A 24524-nucleotide genomic window follows, 5' to 3' on the forward strand; every position below is an offset into this window, starting at 1 on the left:
CGGTCTGGACCGCGGTGCGTGGCGGGCACGGCCGGGCGGCCAGGGCCTTGGCACGGGTGGGGAGCGCGGGCTCCATCCGGCCCCGGAGACCCGGCGGCAGCGCCTCCGCCGATTGCCCGGGCGGCAGAGGCGATGCCGCCGGATGTGCGGGCTGAAGCATGGGACCGCCGCAAGATGTGATGGTGGTCTCTTTCCTAACGTGTTACCGTGAGGGGAATTCGAGGTTCCGGGCCCGGTCACACCGGCAATTGCCATTTGGGCCTGGGCAAGTGCACCGATTGATTCCGGCGTTCCTGCGCCGGGGGAGAAGGTTCGGCATGGGCACCAGCATGAACTCCGGCTTGACGGATGCGTTGATCAGCACCCGGAGATTCTTCACCGGCAAGCAGGAGGTCTCACCCGACGGACGAACGCTGCTCAAGGTCGGCGGGCGCACCGGGGACGCGTTCTACCGCGACCGCTGGAGCCACGACAAGGTGGTCCGCTCGACCCACGGGGTGAACTGCACCGGCTCCTGCTCGTGGAACGTGTACGTCAAGGACGGCATCATCACCTGGGAAACCCAGGCCGTCGACTACCCCACCACCGGGCCCGACAAACCGGAATACGAACCGCGCGGCTGTCCGCGCGGAGCTTCCTTCTCCTGGTACACCTACTCGCCGACCCGCACGCGCTATCCATACATCCGCGGGGTGTTGCTGGAGATGTACCGGGAAGCCAAGGCCCGGCTGAAGGACCCGGTGCTGGCCTGGGCGGATGTCACCGAGGACCCGGAACGCGCGCAGCGCTACAAACGGGCCCGCGGCAAGGGAGGACTGGTGCGCGCCAGCTGGGACGAGGCGGTCGAGATCGTCGCCGCCGCGCACGTGCACACCATCCGCAAGTGGGGGCCGGACCGGGTGGCCGGTTTCTCGCCGATCCCGGCCATGTCGATGGTCTCCCACGCTTCCGGGGCCCGGTTCGTGAACCTGATCGGTGGCTCGATGCTGAGCTTCTACGACTGGTACGCCGACATGCCGGTCGCCTCCCCGCAGGTTTTCGGCGACCAGACCGATGTGCCCGAATCGGGGGACTGGTGGGATGCCGGATACCTCATGATGTGGGGCTCCAATGTCCCGGTGACCCGGACCCCCGACGCGCACTGGATGACCGAGGCGCGCTACCGGGGGCAAAAAGTGGTCGTGGTGTCTCCCGACTTTGCCGACAGCACCAAGTTTGCCGATGAATGGCTGGCCGCCGAGCCGGGCACCGACGGCGCTCTGGCGATGGCCATGGGGCATGTGATCCTCAAGGAATTCCATGTCGAGCGGCAGACCCCCTACTTCACCGAGTACGTGAAGAAATACACCGACCTGCCGTTCCTGGTCATCCTGGACGAGGCGCAAGACGCGGACGGGGCACGCACCTTCACCGCCGGAAAGTTCCTCACCGCCGAGGACCTGACCACGGAAATCGCCCCCGAGGAGGAAAACGCGGCCTTCAAGGCCGTGCTCGTGGATGCGGCGACCGACTCCCTGGTGGTGCCCCCGGGCACCCTGGGCCACCGCTACGGCGAAACGGGCGTGGGCAAGTGGAACCTGGACCTGGGGGACATCGACCCCAGGCTCACGCTGATCGACAACTCCGATGAAAACGTGAGCGTGGACATGCCGCGCTTTGACGCCGGCCAGGGCAACATCGGGGTCATCCGCCGCGGGGTCCCGGCCCGCCGGGTCGCCGGCCGGCTGGTGACCACCGTCTTTGACCTGCTGCTGGCCCAATACGGGGTGGGACGCCCCGGGCTTCCGGGGCAGTGGCCCACCGGCTACGACGACGCCGACTCCCCGTACACCCCGGCCTGGCAGGAAAGGATCACCGGGGTCCCGGCGGCCGCGGCCGCGCGGATCGGCCGCGAGTTCGCGCAGAACGCGGAAGACTCCAAGGGCCGGTCCATGATCCTGATGGGTGCCGGAACCAACCACTGGTTCCACTCCGACACCATCTACCGCACCTTCCTGACCATGACCACGGTCACCGGATGCCAGGGGGTCAACGGCGGGGGCTGGGCCCACTACGTGGGCCAGGAAAAGGTCCGTCCACTGACCGGATACACGCAGCTGGCCAACGCCCTTGACTGGATGCGTCCGGCACGGAACATGGTGCAGACCGCCTATTGGTACCTGCACACCGACCAGTTCCGCTACGACCAGTTCGGCGCGGACGCGCTCACCGCCCGCACCGGCAAGGGCCAGCTGGCCGGCAAGACGACCGCCGACGTCATCGCGCAGTCCGCACGCCTAGGCTGGATGCCCTCCTACCCCACCTTTGACCGCAACCCGCTGGTCATCGGCGCCCAGGCCCGGGAAAAGGGGCAAACCGCTGCGGACTACGTGGTCGATGAGCTCAAGGCCGGGCGCCTGGCCTTCGCCGCGGAGGACCCCGACGCCCCGGAGAATTTCCCCCGGGTGCTTTCGCTGTGGCGCTCGAACCTGATCGGTTCCTCGGCCAAGGGCAACGAGTACTTCCTCAACCACCTTTTGGGGGCCTCGCACACCATCACGGCGAAGGAAACGGCCGAGCGGTTCCGGCCCAAGGACGTGAAATGGCATGAGAAGGCCCCGATCGGCAAGCTTGACTTGCTGACCACGCTGGATTTCCGGATGACCAGTTCGACCCTGCACTCGGACATCGTGCTGCCGGCGGCGACCTGGTATGAGAAATACGACCTGTCCACTACGGACATGCACCCGTTCGTGAACTCCTTCAACCCCGCCATCTCCCCGCCCTGGCTCGCGCGCACGGACTGGGACGCCTGGCAGGAGATTTCCCGGGTCTTCAGCAAGCTGGCCGAACGCCACCTGGGAACGCAGACCGACGTGGTCGCCGCACCGCTGACCCACGACACCCCCGACGCGATGGCCGCTCCGCACGGAAAGGTGCGGGACTGGAAGCATGGCGAATGCGAGCCCGAGCCGGGCGTCACCATGCCCAGGATCATCGAGGTCGAGCGGGACTACACGGCCATCGGGGAAAAGATGCGGTCGGTCGGGCCCCTGCTGGACACCCTGGGCGCCACCACCAAGGGCATCACCTTCGAGCTGGGCCCGGAGATCGAGGAGCTGAAGAAGAAGAACGGGGTCGTGCGCGGAGGCGTGGCCCACGGGCGCCCGGACATCCTCAAGGACTTCCAGGCCTGCGAGATGATCTTGATGCTCTCCGGCACCACCAACGGGCGCCTGGCGACCGAGGGCTTCAAGACGCTGGAGAAGCGCACCGGCACCAGGCTGCACGACCTGGCCTCGGAACACGAGGGCAAGCGCATCACCTTTGCCGACACCCAGCGCGGGCCGGTGCCCGTGATCACCTCCCCGGAATGGTCGGGCTCCGAATCCGGGGGACGGCGCTACTCCCCGTTCACCATCAACGTCGAACGGCTCAAGCCCTGGCACACGCTCACCGGGCGGATGCACTTCTACCTGGACCACGACTGGATGACCGAGCTGGGCGAGTCGCTGCCCACCTTCCGCCCTCCCTTGGACATGACCGCGCTCTTCGACGAACCGGAGATCGGCTCCACGTCCTCGGCGGGCGTCACCGTGCGCTACCTGACCCCGCACAACAAATGGTCCATCCACTCCGAGTACCAGGACAACCTGCTGATGCTCTCGCTGTTCCGCGGCGGGCCGGGGATCTGGATGAGCCCGATCGACGCGGAAAAGATCGGGGTGCAGGACAACGAATGGATCGAGGCGGTCAACCGCAACGGCACCGTCACCGCCCGGGCCATCGTCTCGCACCGGATGCCCGAGGGAACCGTCTACATGTACCACTCCCAGGACCGGCTGATCGACATGCCGCTGTCGGAGACCAGCGGCCAGCGCGGCGGAAACCACAACTCGCTGACCCGGCTGATGATCAAGCCCACGCACATGATCGGCGGCTACGCCCAACAGACCTACGCCTTCAACTACATGGGGCCCACGGGAAACCAACGCGACGAGGTCACCGTGATCCGCCGCCGCAACCAGAAGGTGGAGTACTGATGCGTGTCATGTCGCAGATGGCCATGGTGATGAACCTGGACAAGTGCATCGGCTGCCACACCTGTTCGGTCACCTGCAAGCAGGTCTGGACCAACAGGTCCGGAGCCGAGCACGTCTGGTTCAACAACGTCGAAACCCGTCCCGGCCAGGGATACCCGCGCACCTACGAGGACCAGGAGAAGTGGAAGGGCGGCTGGACGCTGACCAAGCGCGGCCGGCTCAAGCTCAAGGCCGGGGGACGGCTGAAGAACCTCATGACCATCTTCGCGGCCCCCAACATGCCGGGCATCAAGGACTACTACGAGCCGTGGACCTACGACTACGACAACCTGACCACCGCCCCGGCGCAGAAGCACATGCCGGTGGCGCGGCCCAAGTCGCTGCTGACCGGGCAGGACACCAAGATCACCTGGTCCTCGAACTGGGACGACGACCTGGCCGGGTCGACGCAGAACACGCACAACGACCCGATCCTGAAGCAGGTCGGGGACAAGATCAAGTTCGAATACGAACAGACCTTCATGTTCTACCTGCCGCGCATCTGCGAGCACTGCCTGAACCCCTCCTGCGTGTCCTCCTGCCCCACCGGGGCCATCTACAAGCGCGAGGAAGACGGGATCGTGCTGGTGGACCAGGACCGCTGCCGCGGCTGGCGCCAGTGCGTGGGCGGCTGCCCGTACAAGAAGATGTATTTCAACCACAAGACCGGCAAGGTCGAGAAATGCACCTTCTGCTACCCGCGCATCGAGATCGGCCAGCCCACCATCTGCTCTGAGACCTGCGTGGGGCGCCTGCGCTACCTCGGGCTGATGCTCTACGACGCCGACAAGGTGCTGGAGGCGGCATCCACCACCGACGAACACGGCCTCTACGAGGCCCAGCGCAACGTGTTCCTGGATCCCCGGGACCCCGAGGTCATTCGCGAGGCGAGGCTGGCCGGCATTCCGGACGACTGGGTGGAAGCGGCCCAGCGCTCGCCGATCTGGGCATTGATCAACGAATTCAAGGTGGCCCTGCCGCTGCACCCCGAGTACCGCACGATGCCAATGGTCTGGTACATCCCCCCGCTGTCCCCGGTCGTGGATGCGGTCGGCGAGACCGGGGAAGACCCGGAGCACCAGGGCAACCTGTTTGCGGCCATCGACAAGCTGCGGATCCCGATCGAGTACCTGGCCGGGCTCTTCACCGCGGGGGACACGGTGCCGGTGGACCGGGTGCTGCGCAAGCTTGCGGCGATGCGTTCCTACATGCGCGACATCAACATGGGACGGGAACCCGACGAGTCCATCGCCGCATCGGTGGGGATGACCGGGCAGCAGGTCCAGGACATGTACCGGCTGCTGGCCATCGCCAAATACGAGGAACGCTACGTGATCCCGGCGGCCCACTACGAGGACGCCCACAAGCTGGAGAACATCGCCACGGAGTGTTCGCTGGACGTCGAAGGGGGACCGGGCATGGGCGGCATGGGCGGCATGGATGATTCCTTTGGCTCCGACCCGGGCGGCGGGGGACCGGATGTCCCGGGCCGTCCCGAGGGGGTCCGCATCAACCTGCTGAACTGGAACGGCCAGGGCACGCCCACCGGGCTGTTCCCCGGTACGCCGCCGGCCACGGGAGGCACCCCGTGACGCCCAAGGTGCCGGCCCTGAAATACTCCCCGGAGGAAGTCACCGCGGCCTGGCAGTGCGCCTCCATCCTGCTCGACTATCCCGACGAGCTGCTGTTCTCGCGCCTGGACCTGCTCGAGGAGGTCGCCGCGTCCCTGCCGGCCAGGATCGGGACGGGTTTGCTCGAAACAATCCGCTACCTGCGCCGGCCCGGGGTGGCGGACACCCAGAGCCAATACGTCGACACCTTCGACACCCGCCGGCGCGGCTGCCTGTTCCTGACCTACTTCTCCAACGGCGAGACCAGGAAGCGGGGGCTGGCGCTGCTGCGCATCAAGCAGGTCTACGCCCGGGCGGGCCTGGAGCTGGCCCCGGAGCAGCTGCCGGACCACCTGTGCGTGGTCCTGGAGTTCGGCGCGCTAACCGACGCCAAGGCGGGCCTGAAGATCATCCTGGACAACCGGGCGGGCCTGGAGCTGCTGCGCCTTCACCTGCGCGAGACCGGCTCGGCATGGTCCGGTGCGGTCGAATCGGTCTGTTCCACCCTCCCGCTGCTCAAGGGGAAGGACCACGAAATCGTGGCGCGGCTGATTGCCGAAGGGCCCGCGGACGAACAGGTTGGACTGGACACCTATGGAATGCCGGACTTGGCACCGATTCAGGGAGGCGCATGATGAACAACGGATGGGAAGTATTCCTGTGGCTGATTTTCCCCTACATCTGCCTGACGGTCTTTGTCCTGGGGCATATCTGGCGCTACCGCTATGACAAATTCGGATGGACCTCGCGCTCGAGCCAGATGTACGAGAGCAGCATCCTGCGCTGGGCCAACCCGATGTTCCACTTTGGCATCCTGGCCGTCTTCCTCGGCCATGTCATGGGACTTGGCATCCCCAAGACCTGGACAGATGCCGTGGGCATTTCGGATGGGGCGTACCACTTCATGGCGATCTCGGTGGGTGCCGTTGCCGGGGTCTTCACCATTGTGGGATTCATTGGACTGCTCTACCGGCGCCGCTTCACCAAGGCGGTGATGGGGGCAACCACCGTGATGGACAAGATCATGTACCTGGTGCTCGGAATCGTGATCGTGGGCGGACTGGTGAACACCGCCTCCGGGGTGGTGGGGCACTACAACTACCGGGAAGGGGTGTCGGTCTGGTTCCGCAGCATCTTCTACTTCAACCCGCAGCCGGAGTTGATGGTTGGCGCCCCGCTGAGCTTCCAGTTCCACGCGATTGCCGCCATTGCGCTGTTCGCGCTGTGGCCTTTCACCCGCCTGGTGCACGTGTTCACCGCGCCGGTGGGCTACCTCTTCCGCCCCTATGTGCTGTATCGCAGCCGTGACGCCCACGAGGGCTCGCGCGCGCACCGGCGCGGCTGGGACAAGGTCGATACGATCCCGCGCCGCCCCAAGTGAGCGGCGCGCCAACCATGCCATGTCCCCGGAACGGGGCCGGAGATTTCAGGGCGTGGAGGGCCCCGTTCGCGTTCCACGGAGGTTGCGGCGGCCGCGCAGCCAGGAGAACGCCGAATGGGCCATGGCGAGGGAGGAAGCCAGCCAGGCGAACAGCGCCACCCAAATGATGATCCGGCCCAGCCCCACCATGAAGTCCAGCCCCTCGACGGTCCCAAAGAGATTGCTGGCGCTGGCGTACATGCCCAGCGGGAAGACGATGCTCCACAGGCTGATTTCATAGCGCAGGGGCCGGTGCCGCAGCACGTGCCGCCAGATCCCGAAGAGCAGCAGCAACGGGATCCACCACAGGCCCAGGGCCCACAGGATGAAGCTGATCCCGGCAACTGCCGGCGCCGCGGTGTCCATGATGGGCATCTGCGCGGGCAACAGCAGGATCCGGGATCCGGCCAGCACCGAGATGGCGGTGGCACCCATGTAGATCCAATAGGTGGGGCTCAGGGATGCCGGGTCCACGGGGTGGGTGAGCAACCGTATCGTGACCAGGGTGGCCACGATCAGGTAGAGCATCACCCCGACTCCCCACAGCCCCACGGCGGAAGCGGCCAGCAGCTCCGATCCGCCCAAACGGGCCACCATGGCTGCGGCCACGGCAACGGACTGGGTTCCCACCACCCACAGGAACCAGCTGCCGTTGATTTCCGCGATGATCGGGTTCTTGCGCTCCGCGACCAGCAACTCCGTTGGCAGCGTGTAGTTGAGCACCACCCACACGACGGCACCCACCACGGCCATGGCCATGGCCGTGGACATCCAGCCGTACATCTCAAATCTTGCGCCAAGCACGTTGGCGGCGGCGACGATCGTGAAGAATCCGAAGGCGCGTCCGGGACTGCGGACATCGCGCACCACCCTGCCGAACATCCCGATCAATCGCAGCAGGGTCGCCGCGGCGAGCACGATGCCGGCGAGCACCGCAATGATGAACAGCACCAATGCCGGGACGGGCGCGCCATAGAGATCCAGGCCGGTCGAGACTATTCCGGTGGCCATCACGAAGGAAAAGGAAGCCGGCGGCAGGTTTGCGATCAGGCCGCCAGAGGGTTTTTCAACACCGGGGATTGGGGCATTGGCGGGATTGAGCTGCCCTTCGCTGAATTCGTCGGGGGCCAGCATGGCTACGGCACCGGTCCAACGGAGGGCAGGCATGCGGCATTTTCCCGCGCACGAACCGCGTTCCGACTGTTGGGCGTGGCCCGATCGCCGGATTCCGGACCTCTTGGTCTTGTCTCCATGCCTTCACCCTAGGCATCCAAGAGTCCCGTGGCCAGAGAAGCCAGGCACATCGACAGGAAACGCCGGTATCGGCGCACCGATTGCTTGGCGGGAACCGGTGCCGGCAAGGAGCGGATCATGTGCGTTGCGTCTCGAGGCGTGCCGCCAGGGGCCAAGTTCTTGGTAGACTTTTCTGCGGTGCCCGCTGCAGTCCGCGGTTGCGAGTGCACCTGCCGGTGACGGTGTTTTGAAACGCGGTACAACTCTAGGAGTTATTGTGGCATTAGACGCCGCTGTCAAGCAGGAAATCATGAAGGCCTACGCCACCAGCGAAGGCGATACCGGTTCGCCGGAGGTCCAGATTGCCGTGATGTCACGTCGCATCCTGGATCTGACGGAGCACCTGAAGATGCACAAGCATGACCACCACACCCGCCGCGGCCTGATGGCCCTGGTTGGTCGTCGTCGTCGCATGCTTGCGTACCTCAAGGGCACCGACATCGAGCGCTACCGTTCGCTGATCGAGCGCCTCGGCCTGCGTCGCTAATTCTTGGCACTAGGTTTGATTGAGATTCCCCGGTTCCCGTCACAGGGCGCCGGGGAATTTTTTTGCCCGGAGGGCGGCGGTGCCGGGTCCAGGGTTCCGCGGCAGTCTGTTTGCCGCCTGTGTAATTTTGGTGAACTTCGCGGGATGGCGCACTTTTCGGCAAGGGGCGCCGAACGCGGTGAAATGATTTGAGGATCAAGTAAAAATTTCGCCGGGAATCGGCGCGACCGATCAGGAGAACCCATGACCGACCAGCCGGCACCCGCCCGCCCGAAGAACAAGCGCCTGATATGGATCATCGCCCTGGTGGCGGCGATCGTTGTTGCGGGCATCTTCGTGGGTAGCCGCATCTACGCGGCCAATGTTTCCGCCCGGGCCGAGGCCGTTCCGGCCTTGTCGGCAACGCCCAGCGGCGAAGCGTCGAAAACGACGGGGCAGAGCGGAGCCGCAACGGCGGCCGAGGACCACTCGGGCACCTGGACCGTCGGTGCCGGGTCTTTCGCCGGATACCGGCTGGAAGAAGTCCTCAACGGAGCCGACGTGACGGTCACCGGACGCACCAAGGACGTGAGCGGTTCCCTGACCGTCGAGGACGACCGGCTGACGGCCGCGGACATCGAGCTGTCGGTGGACACCATCAGCACGGACTCCGATCGCCGCGACCAGTACTTCCGCACGACGGCCATCGACACGTCGCGATACCCCGAGGCAACGTTCACGCTGACCGAACCCGTTGACGTGTCGGGGGCGCTTGAGGGTGACACGCAGGCCTTCGCCATCACCGGAGACCTCACCCTCAACGGCCAGACGGTTTCCGTGGATGCCGACGTCCAGGGCGTGTTGGCCGACGGCTCGGCACAGTTGGTCGGCCAGATCCCGATGACCTGGGCGGAATTCGGTGTCGAGGCGCCGAACCTCGGGTTCGTCGCCGTGGAGGACTCGGGCTTCATCGAGTTCTCGCTGAATGTCGCGCGGGGCTGAGGACGGCCGGAAAACGATCCGGAGCGCACCGCACTGGTGTTCGTTCAACGAGGACCGTCACTGACGGATAGTCCGTGAATCCGTCGGGCCATGGCATTCGAACCTGCCTTGTCGGGGTTCAACAAATTGGTTTTCGGCCAGCGACGCTGCCGGTTTCCGCCCACCGGCATCCCCTGCGGCGGGCGGGAAACCATCGACGGTCGGCCTTTCCTGTGCTGCCGACTCCCGGTTCCCCCGTGGCCGGTGGTCTGTTCGCCGCCATATACTCGGAACATGCCAAATATGCGCCTCGACCGAGGCCTCCACGACCACTCGTCCGCCCTCGAGCAACGCCGGGGCGCTCTGTGAGCGGCGGCCTCGTCGCCCTGCTGGACGATGTCGCGGCCCTGGCCCGCATCGCGGCCGCCTCGGTGGACGACGTCGCCGCCGGCGCCGCGAAGGCGGGAGCCAAGGCAGCCGGGGTGGTCATCGACGATGCCGCCGTCACCCCGCAGTACGTTTCCGGTGCCGACCCCTCCCGTGAACTGCCAATGATCAAGAAGATCTTTTGGGGTTCGCTGCGCAACAAGCTGCTGGTCATCCTGCCGGCGCTGTTGCTGATCAGCGCATTCCTCCCGGGGATCATTCCGTTCATCCTCATGGCCGGTGGCACCTACCTCTGCTACGAGGGCGCCGAAAAGGTGTGGCACAAGCTCCGCGGACACCATGAGGCGGCAAAATCCCCGGCGGTCGACCGCGGACCGTTGGCGGAGGCCAAGGTCATCAAGGGCGCCATCACCACCGACTTCATCCTCTCCTGCGAGATCATGGTGATCTCCATGAACGAGGTGGCCACCGAGTCCCTGCTCTCGCGGGCCATCATCCTTATCGTCGTGGCGCTCGCCATCACGGTGCTCGTGTACGGGGCCGTGGGGCTGATTGTGAAGATGGACGACATCGGCCTGCACCTGGCCACCCAGGATTCCGCGGGCGCCAGGCGCTTCGGCGAGGCGCTGGTCAGGGGCATGCCCGCGGTGCTGGCCGCAATCACCTTTGTCGGGACGATCGCCATGTTGTGGGTGGGTGGACATATCATGCTGCAGGGCTCCTACGACCTCGGGTGGCATGCCCCCTACGACCTGGTCCATGTTCTTGAGACGCCTTTCGCCTCGATCCCCGCGGTGGGCGGCTTCCTGGCCTGGCTCGTGAACACCCTGTGCTCGGCCATCCTCGGAATCATCTGGGGAAGTGTCGTCATGGCCATTGTGCACCCGCTGCTCAAGGCGCTGCCGATGGGCAAGGCGAAGGACAGACACGAGGAGGGCGACCTCAGGGCGGAAATCGCCGGGTATCGGCCGGGGAAGGACACCGTGGATCCCGCCCCGTGAGCAGGAGGAGGAGGTCCCCAGGAATGCCTGCTGTCCGCATACGGGGCTCATTTTCCAGCCAGTGCTCCGGCACCGTTCTTTCCGGGTGCCACTTCTTCGGTGTCGTGCCCAGCCGCACGGTCTCGGGGATCGGTCAATCAGCATGTTTGACCAGTCGGGCTTGGACCTGTTTGGTGCCCTCGGCGTGTGTGGGGCGCCGCAGCGGATGACAGCGGGGGAGTCGCGCCGTCTGTCGGTGTGGCCTCCGGTTGCGGATTTCCCGGTTCGTCGGGCTCTTGATGTTTCCCCTGGGCGGCATCTGGAAGACGACAGGCGCTTGCTCCCGCCGGCAACTGTGCTTTCCCTAGAACAGCGGCCAGGGCACCGCCGGCATCCCACCGCTCGGAGCCGGAAACCGCCGGGCCAGGCGCAACCGCGTGCAACGTGCGCCGAGCGCGGAGATTTCCTCGGCGCTGAGCAGGGCCGCCAGGTCGCGTCCCAGCTGGCCGTGCAGTCCTTGGATGACTCGGTCCACCCCGTCGAGTTCCCCTGCGTCCAGGGCGGCTCCACTCCAACCCCACAGCACCGTCCGCAGCTTGTGGTCACGGTGAAAAGTGAGCCCATGGTCCACGCCGTACCGATGTCCGTCCCCCATGGCAAGAACGTGGTTGCCTTTGCGGTCGGCATTGTTGACGACCACGTCGAAAACGGCCATGCGTCGGAGTGCCTGCGAGTCTTCATGGACGAGGGCGACTATCCGCCCCTCCTCATCCCGGCCCTCAAGAACATGCTTCCAGCCCGTGTGCGGCACGTCGTCCGCAACCACCAGGTCCACGGCATTCTGGGAGGGATCTTGCTCCTGCCAGAGCTGCACCATTCCTTCACCCAGCGGGCCGTCGCGCAGCCAGGTGTGCGGCACGACGTTCCAGCCCAGGGCCTGCGAGACCAGGTAGGCGGCCAGCTCCCGGTGGGCCAGGGCGCCGTGGGGAAAATCCCACAGCGGCTGTTCACCTGCAATAGGCTTGTAGACGACCACCGCGTCGCCGATGCTGCCCATGAAGGTGGCATTTGAAGCCGTGGTGATGCGGCCGGTGAGCGTCAGCTCCGCGTTTGCCAGGTCGGGCTCCGGCATCAGTTCTCGGGAAGGGTGCAGGTGTGTCCGTCGGCGTCCATGGGGTAGCCGCAGAGCGGGCACATCGGACGCCCGGCGGCCACGATCTCGCGGGTGCGCTTGGCGAATGCGCGGGCGGAGCCCACCGGCATGCTCACCAGCAGCATTTCGTCCGCGTTGGGGTCAAACGCATCAGGCAATTCGACGTCTTCGTCGTCGTTGTCATCGACCTCGGTGATCGGGTAGGCCTTGATGACGACCTGGGCCGTCGTGGGGTCCCAGCCCAGGCCCATGGCCCCGGTGCGAAACTGCTCCTGGACGGCCTCGAGCTGGTCGTTGTCGACCAGTTCAATGGGAGTGCTCGCGGGAACACTGAAGGGGTTGCCCTCGAGGGCCATCAGTTGGTCGAGAATTTCATCGACCTTCTCGGCAAGCAGGGCCGCCTGCTGCTTCTCAAAGGCAATACTGACGATCTGAGTCCCTGCGCGCACCTGCAGGTAGAACGTGCGCGACCCCGGCAGGCCCAGGGTGCCGACAATGACCCGATCAGGCCAGATGAACTCGTGAACGCGTGTAGGCATGCAACCATCTTAGGCTCCGGGGGATCGTGGCGTCTCTTGCCCTGCCCCGCCGCCCACCGGTGCGTCGCCGGAAGGGGTGCTGTTCGCGAGCCACGCAAGATCCCCGGCGTCGGTGTTGGTCGCGTGGACGGTCGGCCGGCTGGCGCCATAGCGCACGATGGACATGGAGGCGGGGCCCACATTGATGCGCTGGAACAGGTCAAGGTGCATGCCAAGTGCGTCGGCGAGGATTGACTTGATGAGGTCGCCATGGGTCACCGCAGCCCATACTGCCCCTGGCCCGTACTCTGCTTCGAAGGCTGCATCGTGGCGTCGAATCGCTGCCACCGACCGGGCCTGCATTGCGGCCAATGATTCACCGCCGGGAAAGGTGACGGCTGAGGGTTGCGACTGCACCACCGACCAGAGGCTCTCGGTCGCCAGGTCATCGAGCGTGCGGCCCTGCCACCGGCCGTAATCGCACTCGATGAGATCCGGTTCGACCGGCGCGTACGGGGCCCCGGCCTGGCGGTCGAGGAGGAACCGGGCGGTCTGCCGGCAGCGCTCCAGGGGGCTGGATACCACGGCGACCAGGGGCACGGCCGCGAGCCGGTCTGCGGCCCGGGCCGCCTGGTCGATCCCGATGTGGTCCAGGCTGATGCCCGCTGCCCGGCCGGCCAGCAGCCCAGCGGCATTGGCCTGGGTGCGGCCGTGCCGCACGAGAATAACTGTCGCCATCCACCCAGCATAGCCATCGGCTCGACCGTCCTTTCCATCGGGGCCATGGGAACCAGTCGAGAGCGGATCAAGGCGGCTTGCCGACGGCAGGCGGGTTCCGGGCAGCCCGGCCACTTGTTGCGCCGGCTTCGATTCCGGTGCCGCCGGATGCCGTGCGACGTTGGGCGGTGCGGCTCCGGCTCGTTCCAGCGACTAGTTCATGACCATGTTCATTGGCACGTTCCTGGATCATCCATGTTCCGCGGCTGCTCCGGCGTACCAGTCCCGGGAATCCAGCGGGAGGTTCTTGTCCGGCAGGACCCGGATGTGGCGCCACGGCAAATGTCCCACAGCTGTGGTGCATTTGGCTCCAGGGCAGTCCACGCGGCTGCGGACGGACTTTCCCGGCCTTCGCGTTTCTGCTCGTTCAGGATCCGGGTCCGATTTTCCCGTACAAGTCAATGAGGGCGCTGTCCACGACCCATGGGGCCTGTGCCCGGGCCGAGCGGACATGGTCCTTCAACTCGGAGGGGGATTGCGTGCAGCCCGGGGCCTTCTGTGGAAGACCCTGCAGGGCTGCGCTGGCCATCCGGCTTCGGCCGGACCCCGGTGGTGCGGTTGGAACTCGCAGCGGGCCCACGCAGGGGTTGGCCCGCCAGTCAGGTGAACTACGACCGTGCCCGCGGAAGGTATGCGTGATAGCGATGTCAGCGCCGAACCACCAACCATTTTCACACGCGCCCACGTGTGGCCCTTGCGTTTTTCGCACTGCCCTGTGGGGCGGCGTCGGTGGGAGCAGCTCGATGGTCGATCTCGGCCGTGAGGCTGTCGATACGCTCCAGGGCGGCATTGAGGTCCGTGACCGTGGCCCAGAGAGCCGGGTGCTGCTCGCGGACCTGTTCCATGGTGCTGCCATGGGAGGTGAGCGCGGCGAGGTCGAAACTGACGTTGGTGCGCGCCCCGGCGACCGTCGCCCTGAGGGAGCCGAACGCGACCACGACATCGGCGATGAGTGCCCGGTTGCCGTGTACCGCGAGCCATGCCAAGGCGTCGATGGCCTCGATGGCCTCGATGGCCCGCTGGCCCAACACTGCCGAGGACTTCGCGGCATCCACGGAAGCTCGGGTCACGGCCTCATCACGCTCGGCTCCCGGTTCCAACCGGAACGCGGCACCGAAGGCCAGGGAAGCGGATGCGTCCTGGTCGGCCAGCCGCAGGGCCTCCTCGCGGAGAGCCTGGGCACGCTCCCGCACGCGGGAGAGTTCCGCCCGCCGGTCTTCCTCGGGTTCCGTGTAGCCGGCAACCATCGAAGCCATGGACGCGGCGAGGGCCAGCATCAGCCCCGTCCCGGCCCCGCCGCCCGGCGAACCTGTCGCTTGCGCCAGCGCGCGGGTCCAGTCCTCAACCGTCGAGCCCTGGGTGGTCACCGAGTCCGTTTCATCCATGGCACCCAGTGTGCCGCAAGGCGGGCGTCTTTGTGCAGGGGACGTTGAACCCGGACAGCCACGTGGATGCCGGCTATCGGCAGGCCTTCGATCACTTCTGGCGCCCCCCGAAGGCATCGCGTCCATCTGTTTGCCCCGGACTCCTCGCGTGGACGCCCGGGTTTCAGCGCCGGGACGGCCCGGCACCCTGGCGGGCGATGGCACGGGCGAGGCGGCCGGCGGCACGCATGCAAAACTGTTGCCACCGGGCTTTCGATCAAATAGCGTGGGTGTTCCCAGCGGTGGCCCGCATGCGGGCCAGATGCCGGGATTGTTCTTGTTACATCTAGCGAAGGAGGGCCCCGATGGGTCTCGACGACAAGATTGGCAACAAAGCGCAGGAAGCCGCCGGCAAGGTGAAGGAAGGCGTGGGAGACGCCACCGACAACGAAAAACTGCAGGCGGAAGGTGCCAGGGACCAAGCAGCAGCCAAGGCCAAGCAGGCCGGGGAACACCTCAAGGATGCTGCCAAGGATGTAACCGGCCACTAGGGCCGCTGCGGTCATTGGCGAAAATGCTCCCCGTTCCGGGTTCCGCGCTCAGCGGGAACCGCTGGAACGGGGAGCATTTACGTTCCCGGGCGGGGCCGGAACTTACCTGTTACGCGGACGTGTCCGAGCGTATGGTGCTCGTATGGACGATAATTACCAGGTCATCGTGGTTGGCGGCGGATTTGCCGGCATGGCCGCGGCCCGGGAGCTGGGCCGCAAGCGGATTTCGGTGCTCCTCGTCGACGCGAACAACTACCACCAGTTCCAGCCGCTGCTCTACCAGGTGGCGGCATCGCAAATAGGGGTCTCGGCGGTGGCCCGGCCACTGCGTTCGGTATTCCGCCGCATCAGGGACGTGCGGGTGCTCACCGCCGAGGTGACAGCGATCGACGCGGCCGCCCACACCGTCACCACCGCTGACGGCACCCGCTACCAGGGACAGGTCCTGGTCATTGCCGCGGGCGCGGTTCCCAACTTCTTCAACACCCCCGGTGCGCAGGAGCACTCCTACCCGCTGTACTCGCTGGACGATGCCGTGCGCCTGGGCACCGTGTTGACCCGGACACTGGAAACGGCGGAGCGGGAAAACTCCGGAGCCACGGACGTCGTCATCGTCGGCGGCGGGCCCACGGGCGTGGAGACCGCCGGAGCGCTGGCCGAGAACATCAAGTACATCGTGCCGAAATATTTCTCGCCGGCCCTTGCCGACCGGTGCCGGGTCCATCTCGTGGACATGGTCCCCAACGTGCTCAACGCCTTTTCCCCGAAATCCCAGGCCTACGCCCGGGCCCGGCTGGGAAAGCTCGGGGTGCAGCTGCACATGGGCCAGAGCGTGGGCGAGGTCCGTCCCGACGGGGTGGCGCTCGCCGACGGAACCGAGATCCCCGCCCGGATCACGGTGTGGGCCGGTGGCCTGCAGGCCGGGAAGATCATTGCCGAGTCGGGCCTGGAGCAGGGCAGGGGCGGGCGCATCGACGTCACCCCCGAGTTGCGGGCACCGGGCGTCGAGGGGGTCTACGTGCTGGGGGACTCGGCCAACATCACCGATGACACCGGAGCCAAGCTGCCCCAGCTCGGATCCGTGGCCCAGCAATCGGGCAAGTGGGCGGCCCGCAACATCCATGCCGACCTCACCGGCGGCACCCGCCAGCCGTTCAGGTACAGCGACAAGGGGTACATGGCGATGGTGGGCCGCGGCGCGGCGGTGGCCGAGCTCGGGCGCAAGCGCATCCAGGTGCAGGGGCCGCTGGCCTTTGCCTCCTGGCTGGGCGTGCACCTGGCGCTGCTCCCGGGCGTGCGCCAAAGGATCCGTGCATTGTCGTCCTGGGCCGCCGGCTACCTGACGCACAGCCCGACGCAGGTGTTCGTGGCCAAGCCGGACTAGCGGCAGCGCCGGGGGACCGGCACCGAACCGCTGCATGCACCACCGCTGCATTGCCCTCCGTTGCGCGCGGCACTGGCCAAGGAAGAAATCTCTGCTTCGGGAGTGCCCATGCATGCCCTGACGCTCATCCCGGGCGTGAAGGATTAGCCCCGCCCCTGGTGCGCCGGAGGGCAAAGGTGCCCGGGGAGGAGGCCGGGCCGACCTCGGCAGGAGGCGCGCATTGAACGCCACGGGAATGAACCGGGACGGGATGGTTACCAGGTGGTAGTGTCCCTGTATTCAATGTCGCAGCAACGGATATGGAACGCTCATGGACGACACACACCTGGACCACATTCCCGCCGGCGTGGACATGACCAGCTGGAAGTTTCCCGAGAACCTGCGCTGGTCCTTCCAGCACATGGCCGACTTCCTGCCCACGGCGGAGATATCACGGGGTGAAGGGCCAACGGCGCGGCTTCCGGCAGCCCACCGAGATCTGGACTCGGTGATGGTGGCCCCGGCCGTCCCCGGGGAAATTCCGGTGAGCGTGGGTTCGGTCATGGGCACGACCGAAACCGACGGGTGGATGTTCATGCACCGCGGCACGGTGCTAACCGAACAGTACTTTGGGGGGATGAAGGCCGACACCCCGCACCTGCTGATGTCCATGAGCAAGTCGTTGGTCGGCGCGGTGGCGGGGGCCTTGTGCGATTCCGGGGTGCTCGATGACGGCGCGCAATTGACCGATTACCTGCCGGAGCTTGCCGAGACGGGCTATGCCGGGGCCACCGTGCGCCAGTTGCTCGACATGCGCTCGGGCATAGATTTTTCCGAGAACTATCTGGACCCGGGCTCAGGGGTGCGGATGATGGAGCAGGCCATCGGCTGGTCTTCCCTCGGTGTTCCCGGACCCACGGGCATGTACCCGTTCCTGCGCACCTTGGTGCGCAAGACCGCCCACGGCGGGGTCTTCGAGTACCGCTCCTGCGAGACCGACTTGCTCGGCTGGATCTGCGAGGCCGCGTCCGAGAAGCCCATGGCCACATTGATGACCGAGTTGGTGTGGGGCAAGCTGGGCGCCGAATCGGATGCCACCATGTGCATCGACCAGTTCGGCACCGGGATATTTGATGGCGGGATCAACGCCACGATGCGGGACATGGCCCGTTTCGGCTTGCTCTTCCTGAACGAGGGCCTCTCGCCGAACGGCGAACAGGTGCTGTCGCGGGAATGGATCGCCCAGACGCTGGCCGGGGCACCGGACTCCCGAGATGCCTTTGCCGACAGCCCCGTGGACAACCTGATGCCCGGCGGGATGTACCGGAACCAGATGTGGCTCCCGTACCCCGGCGACGATGTCTTGCTGTGCCTGGGCATCCACGGGCAGATGGTCTACATCAACCGTCCCGCCGAAGTCGTGGCGGTGAAAATGTCCAGCTGGCCGGTGCCGCAGGACCCCGCCAGGCTCTTCCCCACGCTGCGTGCCTTCGACGCCATCGCCGCGGCCCTCTTGGTCGAGGCCAACACCGCATCGCCTGCCGCGGTGGAACCCGCCCCCGCCGGCTGACAGAAGCCGAGGCGGCCGGAAGCCTCGGAAAGCATTGCCGCCGCCCTCGGCCCGGCGGCGTACCGGCATCTTTGAAAAGGTCAGTGGAAGCCGCCCCGCGTGGGGGCGGCCACCGGTGTCAGCGAGCTGCCGCGATCAGTGCTCGTGGTGTTCGTCGGACGCCTTCTTGGCTGCCTTTTCGGCGTCCTTCTCCGCACGAAGCGCTGCGGCCTCGTCGTGTTCATCGACCTTCTCCTGATGGATGACCTCGGCCAGGAGCTTCTCCATTTCCTTGGCCACGCGGGCCGCGGACGCGGGGTTCTGGCCGGTCACCAGGCGTTCGTCCACCACGACGTTCTCCGTGAAGTTCTCCGCCGGCACGTGGGTGGCACCCTGTTCCTCGAGTCGGTCGGCGAGGAAGAACGGGATGACCTTGTCCTTCCCGACCGCGACTTCCTCCTCGTTGGTGAAGGCCGCCACCCTCCGGCCCTCGACGAGGCGGAACCCGTTCGCCAGTTCCACGTTCACCAGGCCGGCCGGTCCGTGGCAGACCGCGCCCACCACGCCACCTTTGTCGTAGACGCTGGCCACCAGGTTCTGCAGGCCTTCATGGTCGGGGAAATCCCACATGGTGCCGTGGCCTCCCACGAGGTACACCGCGTCGTATTGGCCGGGGTCAACGACGGCGACGCGGGCGGTGTTGTAGAGTCCGGCGCGCGTGGTTTCGTCCTGGGTGAAGGCGACCTGGATGGGATCTTCAGGGTCCACCGTGTCGCGCGGCGGCTGTCCGCCCTCGATGGAGGCGAAGTCGACGAAATGCCCGGAATCCTTGAAGACCTTCCAGGGGTGTGCGGCCTCGGCCACGTTGTAGCCGGTCTTTTCTCCCGTATCGGCGATCTCGGAAACGCTGGTCAGAACCATGAGGATTTTCTTCATGAAGTGCTCCTTTCGTCCACTTCCCACCCTAGGCGAGCGCCCGAGGCCTGCCTACCCCATGAATGCCCACCCGCCCGTAACCTTGCAGCCGTGAACGTTGAAAACCACCAGTATTCTGCCGTCTGCCGGCCGATTCTTGGTGCCCGCGTGTTGCGGTGGGGGATCGGTGAACGGATGTGGCGCCGAGGGCTGCGTTTCCCCGTGCGGCAGCACCACGCGCCCAGGGTGCCGCGGGCTGTCAGGGTTCATGAGCGAGTGCTTGCGGCCATAGTGGAGGTGGATGGCCGGGCCGGCCACCACCAGATGGCAATCCTCAGCCACGTCTCCCGGCGCAGCCGCGAGTCAGGAATCCCTTGGGCCAGCACTCCGAAGGCCGGGACCACCGGCATGAAGGGAAGCCGCAAGGTGCGGTGGACGTCGGGCTTCTTGTCGCGGAAGATGGTCACGGAAAGGTGGACCACCACGAAGGCCGCCGGGATGCCGACGTTGGCCGGGGCAGCGACGGCCTTGGCGGGGAAGGCGCCGGGCAGGAACCTCGGCATCACGATGGTGATGGACCGGGCGGCGAACATGGAGATGGTCGTGGCGATGGCCGGGAGCCCCGCGCCGTCGAACGCGGGGCGAATCCGGCGGTCGGGTCCATACCCCGCTCGTTCTGCATGCCGGTGGGCACCGGGGCGGACGCGACGTGGAGCCGCATGGTCATGATCAAGGCGTGCCCCGCAGGAATCCCGCTCATAGAGACCCGCCCCACAGAGGCAGCCATAGGCACCAGCGTGGATCGAACCGGCAACCGCGCAGTGCTCCTCCACCTGACACCATGTATACAAGACCGTGCAGATGCAGGAGACGCGCCCTATGCCGTGCGGGCCTCTGAAAACGGGCACGCTGCCTCGGATGGAGGGGGCGTGCCCGGATGCTACATGTTGGTCTAGACGACCGTGTAGCCGCCGTCGATCGGGATGGTCGCCCCGGTGATGAACTTCGCCTTGTCGCTGGCGAGGAAGGTGATGAGGTCGGCGACTTCCTGTGCCTCGCCGACGCGGCCGGCCGGGTGCAGCTTGGCATACTGCTCGAGGGTCGGCTCGTCGATGAGCGGGGTGCGGATGACGCCCGGGGCCACCGCGTTCACGCGGATGCCTTCCTTGGCGTACATGGTCCCGGCGGAGCGGGTCATGTTCACCACGCCGCCCTTGGAGGCCGAATAGGCGATGTTGTTCGAGACGGCCACGAGGCCGAACATCGAGGCGAGGTTGACGACGCCGCCGCCGGCGCCCTGCTTGAGGAGCTGCTCGATGACGTACTTGTTGGTGTAGAACACGCCCGAGTAGTCGATGCCGTTGGTGCGCTCCCAGTTGTCGATCGTGGAGGTCACGACGTCGCCCTCGCCGCCGACGCCCGCCGAGGTGACTGCAATGTCGACGCGGCCGAATTCCTCGACCGTCTTCGCGACGGCGGCCGGGACGCTCTCGGCCTTCGAGACGTCGCCCTGGACAAACTTCGCGCCGATCTCGTCGGCGACTTCCTGGGACTTGGGATTGAAGTCAAAGATCATGATCTTGGCGCCTTCGGCGATGAAGTTCCTTGCGGTGGCGAGGCCGTGCCCCGATTCGCCGCCGGTGATGAATGCGACCTTGTTTTCGAGTTGCACGAGCCAATCCAATCTCTAAGCGTTCCTGTCATGGTGATGACCTCCGTCAGGCAGGTACAACACCCGGGTGGACCAAGGGGCCACCAAACATTTTTATATGCGTATGCATATATCACCCCGCCATTGGGTTGACGTGTCAACTAAAAAATGAGGAGCATTGATGCCTGGCGCCGCATTCGTAGGGCGAGGGTAGGAGATTGGAAATTGCTGGGCCACCCGGCGATCCGGCAGTTCGCGCCGGGCCGGTCCGCGGACAGCCGCACCATGAGCGGTTACGGCACCACGGTCGCCGTGTCGGTGCTCGTCAAGGTCGTCACGCTCCGTTGATGCCGGCCGTCTGGTGCCGCGGCCAGGGGCGCAGGGCGTGTCCGCGTGCCCGGTTGCGCGTTTCGGGTCCCCGGTCCCCGGGCGTGCATCCGCGTCGGTCCGCATCGCGCGACACCAGCAACGGGCAGGGGCACGGCGTCCCTCACCCCGGAAGGCGCCGAGATGACCGCAACGGGCACCGCCGCCACCTCGGCGGCCGGCCACGGAACACCGCACAGGCCGCCTACACTCGAAGATGGTCGCCGGCAACAAGGCGCAGGCGGCGCCCGGGCCCACCTGCACCCGTGTCCAAGGAGTTCTCCATGACGTCATCCGCAGCACAGGGCCCCGCCCTCGAACCTGCCACCTGGCACCTGCGGGAAGCCGCGGAGGCCCTGGCTGCCTTCCGGGTTGACCCGGCCACGGGCCTGGGGGCAAGCGAGGCCGCAGGCAGGCTGCGGCAGGAGGGGCCCAACGAACTGCGCGCCGCCGCACCGGTGCCGATCTGGCGCAAGGTCCTGGCCCAGTTCCAGGATCCGCTGGTCTATCTCCTGCTGGTGGCCATTGCCATCTCCCTTGGTGCCTGGGCGGTGGAGGGCGCCCGGGGCGTACCCATCGATGCGGTGGTCATCGCCGCGGTGGTCCTGCTCAATGCGATCCTGGGATTCGTCCAGGAAAACAAGGCCGAGAACGCCGTCGCCGCCCTGCAGTCGATGACGGCGGCAAACTCCACGGTATGGCGCGACAGCGAACTCAAGACGGTCCCCTCCGCGCAGTTGGTCCGCGGCGACGTCCTGGTCCTGGGAGAGGGGGATGCGGTCGGGGCCGATGCCCGGCTGATCACGGCCACCTCGCTGCGCATTGCCGAGGCCTCACTGACCGGGGAGAGCGAGGCCGCCCTGAAGGATCCCGCGACACTTCAGCGGGAGGCACCGCTGGGGGACCGGGCGAACATGGTCTACAAGGGGACCGGGGTCGTGCAGGGAGTGGGCCGTGCAATCGTCACCGGGACGGGAATGCACACAGAAGTGGGTGCCATCGCCGGGATGCTGGAGGAAACAAGGTCCGAGCCGACCCCGCTCCAGAAGGAAATCGCGGGAGTCGGGAAGCTGCTGGGCATCACGGTCATCGTCATCGCCGTCGTGGTGATGGCAACCATCATCCTGGTCAACGACGTTTCCTCGCTGCCGGACCTGGTGAGGGTCCTGCTGCTGGGGGTCTCGCTGGCGGTGGCCGCGGTCCCCGAGGGGCTCCCGGCCATCCTCTCGGTGGTGCTCTCGATCGGCGTCCAGCGCATGGCCAGGCGCCATGCGGTCGTGAAGGAATTGCACTCGGTGGAAACCCTGGGCTCCGCCTCCGTTATCGCCTCGGACAAGACCGGGACGCTGACGCGCAACGAGATGACCATTGGCCGGATCCTCACCGCCTCGGGGCAGATCCAGCTCACCGGCGTCGGGTACCGGCCCGAAGGCCGGGTCCTCCAGGATGGCCGGGAGGCCACGGACCCGATGGTGCTGGCGGAGGCCCGCATGGTCCTGGCGGGCGGCACCTTCGCCAACAACGCCCAGCTGGGCCAAGCCGACGGCCAGTGGCAGATCCAGGGCGACCCCACCGAAGCGGCGTTCCTGGTCGCCGCGCTGAAGCTCGAGGGGGTGGGCGAACGCGTCGAGGAGTTCGAACGGCAGGGCGAGGTCCCGTTCACCTCGGAGCGCATGCTGATGTCGGCGCTGGCGCGCCACAAGGAACTCGACCACCTCACCCTGGTCACCAAGGGCGCCCCGGACGTGCTGCTGGGGCGTTGCACCCGGATGCAGGTGGGCGGGGACAGCGTGCCGCTGGATGCGGAACTTCGGGCCAAGGCGCTCGGTGACGTCGAGGCCCTCTCCGCGCAGGCCTTCCGCACCCTGGGGGTGGCCTACCGCAGGTACGGGGACCACGACCGCCACGAGGCGGCGGTGCTTGACGAGGCCGATGAACACACGCTCGTGTACCTCGGGGTGGCCGGCATCATCGACCCGCCGCGCGCCGAGGCGGCCGTGGCCGTGGCCGAGGCCCGTCGCGCGGGCATCCGGGTGGTGATGATCACCGGGGACCATCCGGTCACCGCCGCGCGGATCGCCGGGGACCTGGGGATCTCGGAACCGGGGGACAGAGCTGTCACCGGCGCCCAACTCGATGAGCTTGACGCCGCCGGGCTGCGCGCCGTCACCGCGTCCACCTCCGTCTACGCTCGCGTCTCACCGCACAACAAGCTCCAGATCATCGACGCGCTGCAGGCCCAGGGCAACGTCGTGGCCATGACCGGAGACGGCGTCAACGACGCCCCGGCCCTGAAATCCGCCGACATCGGCATTGCCATGGGCGTCACCGGGACCGAGGTGACCAAGGAAGCCTCGAAGATGATCCTGGGCGATGACAACTTCGCGACGATCGTCTCCGCGGTGCGCCAGGGGCGGGTCATCTTCGAGAACATCGAGAAATTCCTGCGCTACCTCCTGTCCTCCAACATGGGGGAGGTCTTCACGGTCTTCCTCGGCGTGGCCTTTGCCGGCACCATGGGCCTGGCGGGAGCCGGCGGCGAGGCGGTGGCGCTGCCGCTGCTGGCCACCCAGATCCTGTGGATCAACCTCGTCACCGATTCGGGGCCGGCGCTGGCCATGGGGGTGGACCCGGAGATGGGCGACGTGATGGCGCGGGCACCGCGGAAGATGACCGAGAGGATCCTCGGGCGACGGATGTGGGCCGGGATCCTGGTCGTGGGCCTGGTCATGGGCCTGGCCTCGCTGGCGACCATCGACATCTTCCTGCCCGGCGGCCTGGTCGACGGCGCGGACTCCCTGGACGTGGCCCGGACCGCCGGGTTCACCACCCTGGTCCTCGCCCAGTTGTTCAACGCCTTCAACTCGCGTTCGGACACGGCCAGTGCGTTCCACAGGCTCTTCGTCAACAAGTGGCTCTGGGGCGCGGTCCTGCTCACGGCGGCACTGCAGCTGGCCGTGGTGGAGGTGCCGCTGCTGCAACGGGCCTTCGGGACCGCGTCCCTGGACGCGGCCCACTGGGCCGTGTGCCTGGGCATGGCCTCCACCGTGCTGTGGTTCGACGAAGTGCGCAAGCTGTTGCTCCGGTGGCTGGACCGCAAGCGGCCCGCGGGGCGCTGA

Annotated in this window: 20 protein-coding genes; 12 read left to right on the plus strand and 8 right to left on the minus strand. The window is 66.6% G+C overall.

All coding sequences use genetic code 11. The features are described 5' to 3' along the window. Positions 1-317 precede the first annotated feature (317 nt). The 4 genes from J2T21_RS13475 to narI are packed head-to-tail and all read left to right on the plus strand — an operon-like array spanning position 318 to position 7052. Positions 318-4022, plus strand: a complete 3705-nt coding sequence (locus J2T21_RS13475) for a nitrate reductase subunit alpha (protein ID WP_307581835.1) — start codon at positions 318-320, stop codon at positions 4020-4022. Then, complete coding sequence (narH, locus tag J2T21_RS13480; RefSeq protein WP_307581836.1) at positions 4022-5653, plus strand: nitrate reductase subunit beta; 1632 nt, start codon at positions 4022-4024, stop codon at positions 5651-5653. The genes J2T21_RS13475 and narH overlap by 1 nt, the downstream gene beginning before the upstream one ends. Beyond that, positions 5650-6306, plus strand: coding sequence for a nitrate reductase molybdenum cofactor assembly chaperone (narJ, locus tag J2T21_RS13485; protein WP_307581837.1), 657 nt, complete (start codon positions 5650-5652; stop codon positions 6304-6306). The genes narH and narJ overlap by 4 nt, the downstream gene beginning before the upstream one ends. Next, entirely contained in the window at positions 6306-7052 is a 747-nt protein-coding gene (gene narI, locus J2T21_RS13490) for a respiratory nitrate reductase subunit gamma (RefSeq protein ID WP_307581909.1), read from the plus strand. The genes narJ and narI overlap by 1 nt, the downstream gene beginning before the upstream one ends. Before the next feature lie 45 nt (positions 7053-7097). Here the strand turns inward: narI and J2T21_RS13495 are convergent, their stop codons facing one another. Next, a complete protein-coding gene (locus tag J2T21_RS13495) occupies positions 7098-8258 on the minus strand; it encodes a tellurite resistance/C4-dicarboxylate transporter family protein (protein WP_307581839.1) in 1161 nt (386 codons plus the stop codon). Between the two features lie 343 nt (positions 8259-8601). Between J2T21_RS13495 and rpsO the strand changes: the two genes are divergently transcribed. From rpsO to J2T21_RS13510, 3 genes are all read left to right on the plus strand, one after another. Then, the gene (gene rpsO / locus J2T21_RS13500) at positions 8602-8871 is read left to right on the plus strand and encodes a 30S ribosomal protein S15 (RefSeq protein WP_071215675.1); all 270 of its coding nucleotides are present in this window, start codon (positions 8602-8604) and stop codon (positions 8869-8871) included. 243 nt (positions 8872-9114) lie between these two features. Then, positions 9115-9852: a YceI family protein gene (locus tag J2T21_RS13505; RefSeq protein ID WP_307581840.1), complete on the plus strand. Its 738-nt coding sequence runs from the start codon at positions 9115-9117 to the stop codon at positions 9850-9852. A gap of 344 nt (positions 9853-10196) precedes the next feature. Then, a complete protein-coding gene (locus J2T21_RS13510) occupies positions 10197-11219 on the plus strand; it encodes a DUF808 domain-containing protein (RefSeq protein ID WP_307581841.1) in 1023 nt (340 codons plus the stop codon). A gap of 343 nt (positions 11220-11562) precedes the next feature. Here the strand turns inward: J2T21_RS13510 and J2T21_RS13515 are convergent, their stop codons facing one another. From J2T21_RS13515 to J2T21_RS13530, 4 genes are all read right to left on the minus strand, one after another. Further along, a complete protein-coding gene (locus J2T21_RS13515; RefSeq protein ID WP_307581843.1) occupies positions 11563-12330 on the minus strand; it encodes an SCO1664 family protein in 768 nt (255 codons plus the stop codon). Continuing rightward, a complete protein-coding gene (locus J2T21_RS13520) occupies positions 12330-12890 on the minus strand; it encodes a DUF3090 domain-containing protein (protein ID WP_307581844.1) in 561 nt (186 codons plus the stop codon). The genes J2T21_RS13515 and J2T21_RS13520 overlap by 1 nt, the downstream gene beginning before the upstream one ends. 9 nt (positions 12891-12899) lie before the next feature. Next, positions 12900-13607 carry an MSMEG_4193 family putative phosphomutase gene (locus J2T21_RS13525; RefSeq protein WP_307581846.1) on the minus strand — a complete coding sequence of 236 codons (708 nt, stop codon included), beginning with the start codon at positions 13605-13607 and terminating at the stop codon, positions 12900-12902. Between the two features lie 710 nt (positions 13608-14317). Continuing rightward, positions 14318-15031, minus strand: coding sequence for a cyclodeaminase/cyclohydrolase family protein (locus J2T21_RS13530; protein WP_307581848.1), 714 nt, complete (start codon positions 15029-15031; stop codon positions 14318-14320). Positions 15032-15375: 344 nt separating this feature from the next. On the opposite strand from J2T21_RS13530, the gene J2T21_RS13535 reads away from it, so the two are divergent. The 3 genes from J2T21_RS13535 to J2T21_RS13545 all read left to right on the plus strand — a co-directional run bounded on the left by J2T21_RS13535 (position 15376) and on the right by J2T21_RS13545 (position 18494). Further along, on the plus strand, positions 15376-15561 hold the full coding sequence (locus tag J2T21_RS13535; RefSeq protein WP_307581850.1) for a CsbD family protein: 186 nt from the start codon (positions 15376-15378) through the stop codon (positions 15559-15561). A gap of 142 nt (positions 15562-15703) precedes the next feature. Beyond that, the gene (locus J2T21_RS13540; RefSeq protein WP_307581852.1) at positions 15704-16945 is read left to right on the plus strand and encodes an NAD(P)/FAD-dependent oxidoreductase; all 1242 of its coding nucleotides are present in this window, start codon (positions 15704-15706) and stop codon (positions 16943-16945) included. A gap of 310 nt (positions 16946-17255) precedes the next feature. Beyond that, positions 17256-18494 (plus strand): serine hydrolase domain-containing protein, encoded by a 1239-nt coding sequence (locus J2T21_RS13545; protein ID WP_307581854.1) that lies wholly within the window; start codon positions 17256-17258, stop codon positions 18492-18494. Positions 18495-18629: 135 nt separating this feature from the next. Here J2T21_RS13545 and J2T21_RS13550 read toward each other — a convergent pair whose 3' ends face one another. The 3 genes from J2T21_RS13550 to J2T21_RS13560 form a co-directional block, all read right to left on the minus strand. Next, positions 18630-19409, minus strand: a complete 780-nt coding sequence (locus tag J2T21_RS13550) for a type 1 glutamine amidotransferase domain-containing protein (protein WP_307581856.1) — start codon at positions 19407-19409, stop codon at positions 18630-18632. Between the two features lie 245 nt (positions 19410-19654). After that, positions 19655-19981, minus strand: coding sequence for a hypothetical protein (locus J2T21_RS13555; RefSeq protein WP_307581858.1), 327 nt, complete (start codon positions 19979-19981; stop codon positions 19655-19657). A 359-nt stretch (positions 19982-20340) separates the two neighbouring features. Then, positions 20341-21060: an SDR family NAD(P)-dependent oxidoreductase gene (locus J2T21_RS13560; protein WP_307581860.1), complete on the minus strand. Its 720-nt coding sequence runs from the start codon at positions 21058-21060 to the stop codon at positions 20341-20343. Between the two features lie 204 nt (positions 21061-21264). Between J2T21_RS13560 and J2T21_RS13565 the strand changes: the two genes are divergently transcribed. Further along, positions 21265-21387, plus strand: a complete 123-nt coding sequence (locus J2T21_RS13565; protein ID WP_307581862.1) for a hypothetical protein — start codon at positions 21265-21267, stop codon at positions 21385-21387. 302 nt (positions 21388-21689) lie between these two features. Next, the gene (locus tag J2T21_RS13570; RefSeq protein WP_307581864.1) at positions 21690-24524 is read left to right on the plus strand and encodes a cation-translocating P-type ATPase; all 2835 of its coding nucleotides are present in this window, start codon (positions 21690-21692) and stop codon (positions 24522-24524) included.

This window comes from Paeniglutamicibacter psychrophenolicus, from assembly GCF_030812255.1.
Lineage (GTDB): Bacteria > Actinomycetota > Actinomycetes > Actinomycetales > Micrococcaceae > Paeniglutamicibacter > Paeniglutamicibacter psychrophenolicus_A.

Coding starts and splice junctions, on each gene's coding strand:
- J2T21_RS13475 (WP_307581835.1), top strand. CDS start 318: ATGGGCACCAGCATGAACTCCGGCTTGACGGATGCGTTGATCAGCACC.
- narH (WP_307581836.1), top strand. CDS start 4,022: ATGCGTGTCATGTCGCAGATGGCCATGGTGATGAACCTGGACAAGTGC.
- narI (WP_307581909.1), top strand. CDS start 6,306: ATGAACAACGGATGGGAAGTATTCCTGTGGCTGATTTTCCCCTACATC.
- J2T21_RS13495 (WP_307581839.1), bottom strand. CDS start 8,258: ATGCCTGCCCTCCGTTGGACCGGTGCCGTAGCCATGCTGGCCCCCGAC.
- J2T21_RS13505 (WP_307581840.1), top strand. CDS start 9,115: ATGACCGACCAGCCGGCACCCGCCCGCCCGAAGAACAAGCGCCTGATA.
- J2T21_RS13515 (WP_307581843.1), bottom strand. CDS start 12,330: ATGCCGGAGCCCGACCTGGCAAACGCGGAGCTGACGCTCACCGGCCGC.
- J2T21_RS13520 (WP_307581844.1), bottom strand. CDS start 12,890: ATGCCTACACGCGTTCACGAGTTCATCTGGCCTGATCGGGTCATTGTC.
- J2T21_RS13525 (WP_307581846.1), bottom strand. CDS start 13,607: ATGGCGACAGTTATTCTCGTGCGGCACGGCCGCACCCAGGCCAATGCC.
- J2T21_RS13530 (WP_307581848.1), bottom strand. CDS start 15,031: ATGGATGAAACGGACTCGGTGACCACCCAGGGCTCGACGGTTGAGGAC.
- J2T21_RS13535 (WP_307581850.1), top strand. CDS start 15,376: ATGGGTCTCGACGACAAGATTGGCAACAAAGCGCAGGAAGCCGCCGGC.
- J2T21_RS13540 (WP_307581852.1), top strand. CDS start 15,704: ATGGACGATAATTACCAGGTCATCGTGGTTGGCGGCGGATTTGCCGGC.
- J2T21_RS13545 (WP_307581854.1), top strand. CDS start 17,256: ATGGACGACACACACCTGGACCACATTCCCGCCGGCGTGGACATGACC.
- J2T21_RS13550 (WP_307581856.1), bottom strand. CDS start 19,409: ATGAAGAAAATCCTCATGGTTCTGACCAGCGTTTCCGAGATCGCCGAT.
- J2T21_RS13555 (WP_307581858.1), bottom strand. CDS start 19,981: ATGTTCGCCGCCCGGTCCATCACCATCGTGATGCCGAGGTTCCTGCCC.
- J2T21_RS13570 (WP_307581864.1), top strand. CDS start 21,690: ATGACGTCATCCGCAGCACAGGGCCCCGCCCTCGAACCTGCCACCTGG.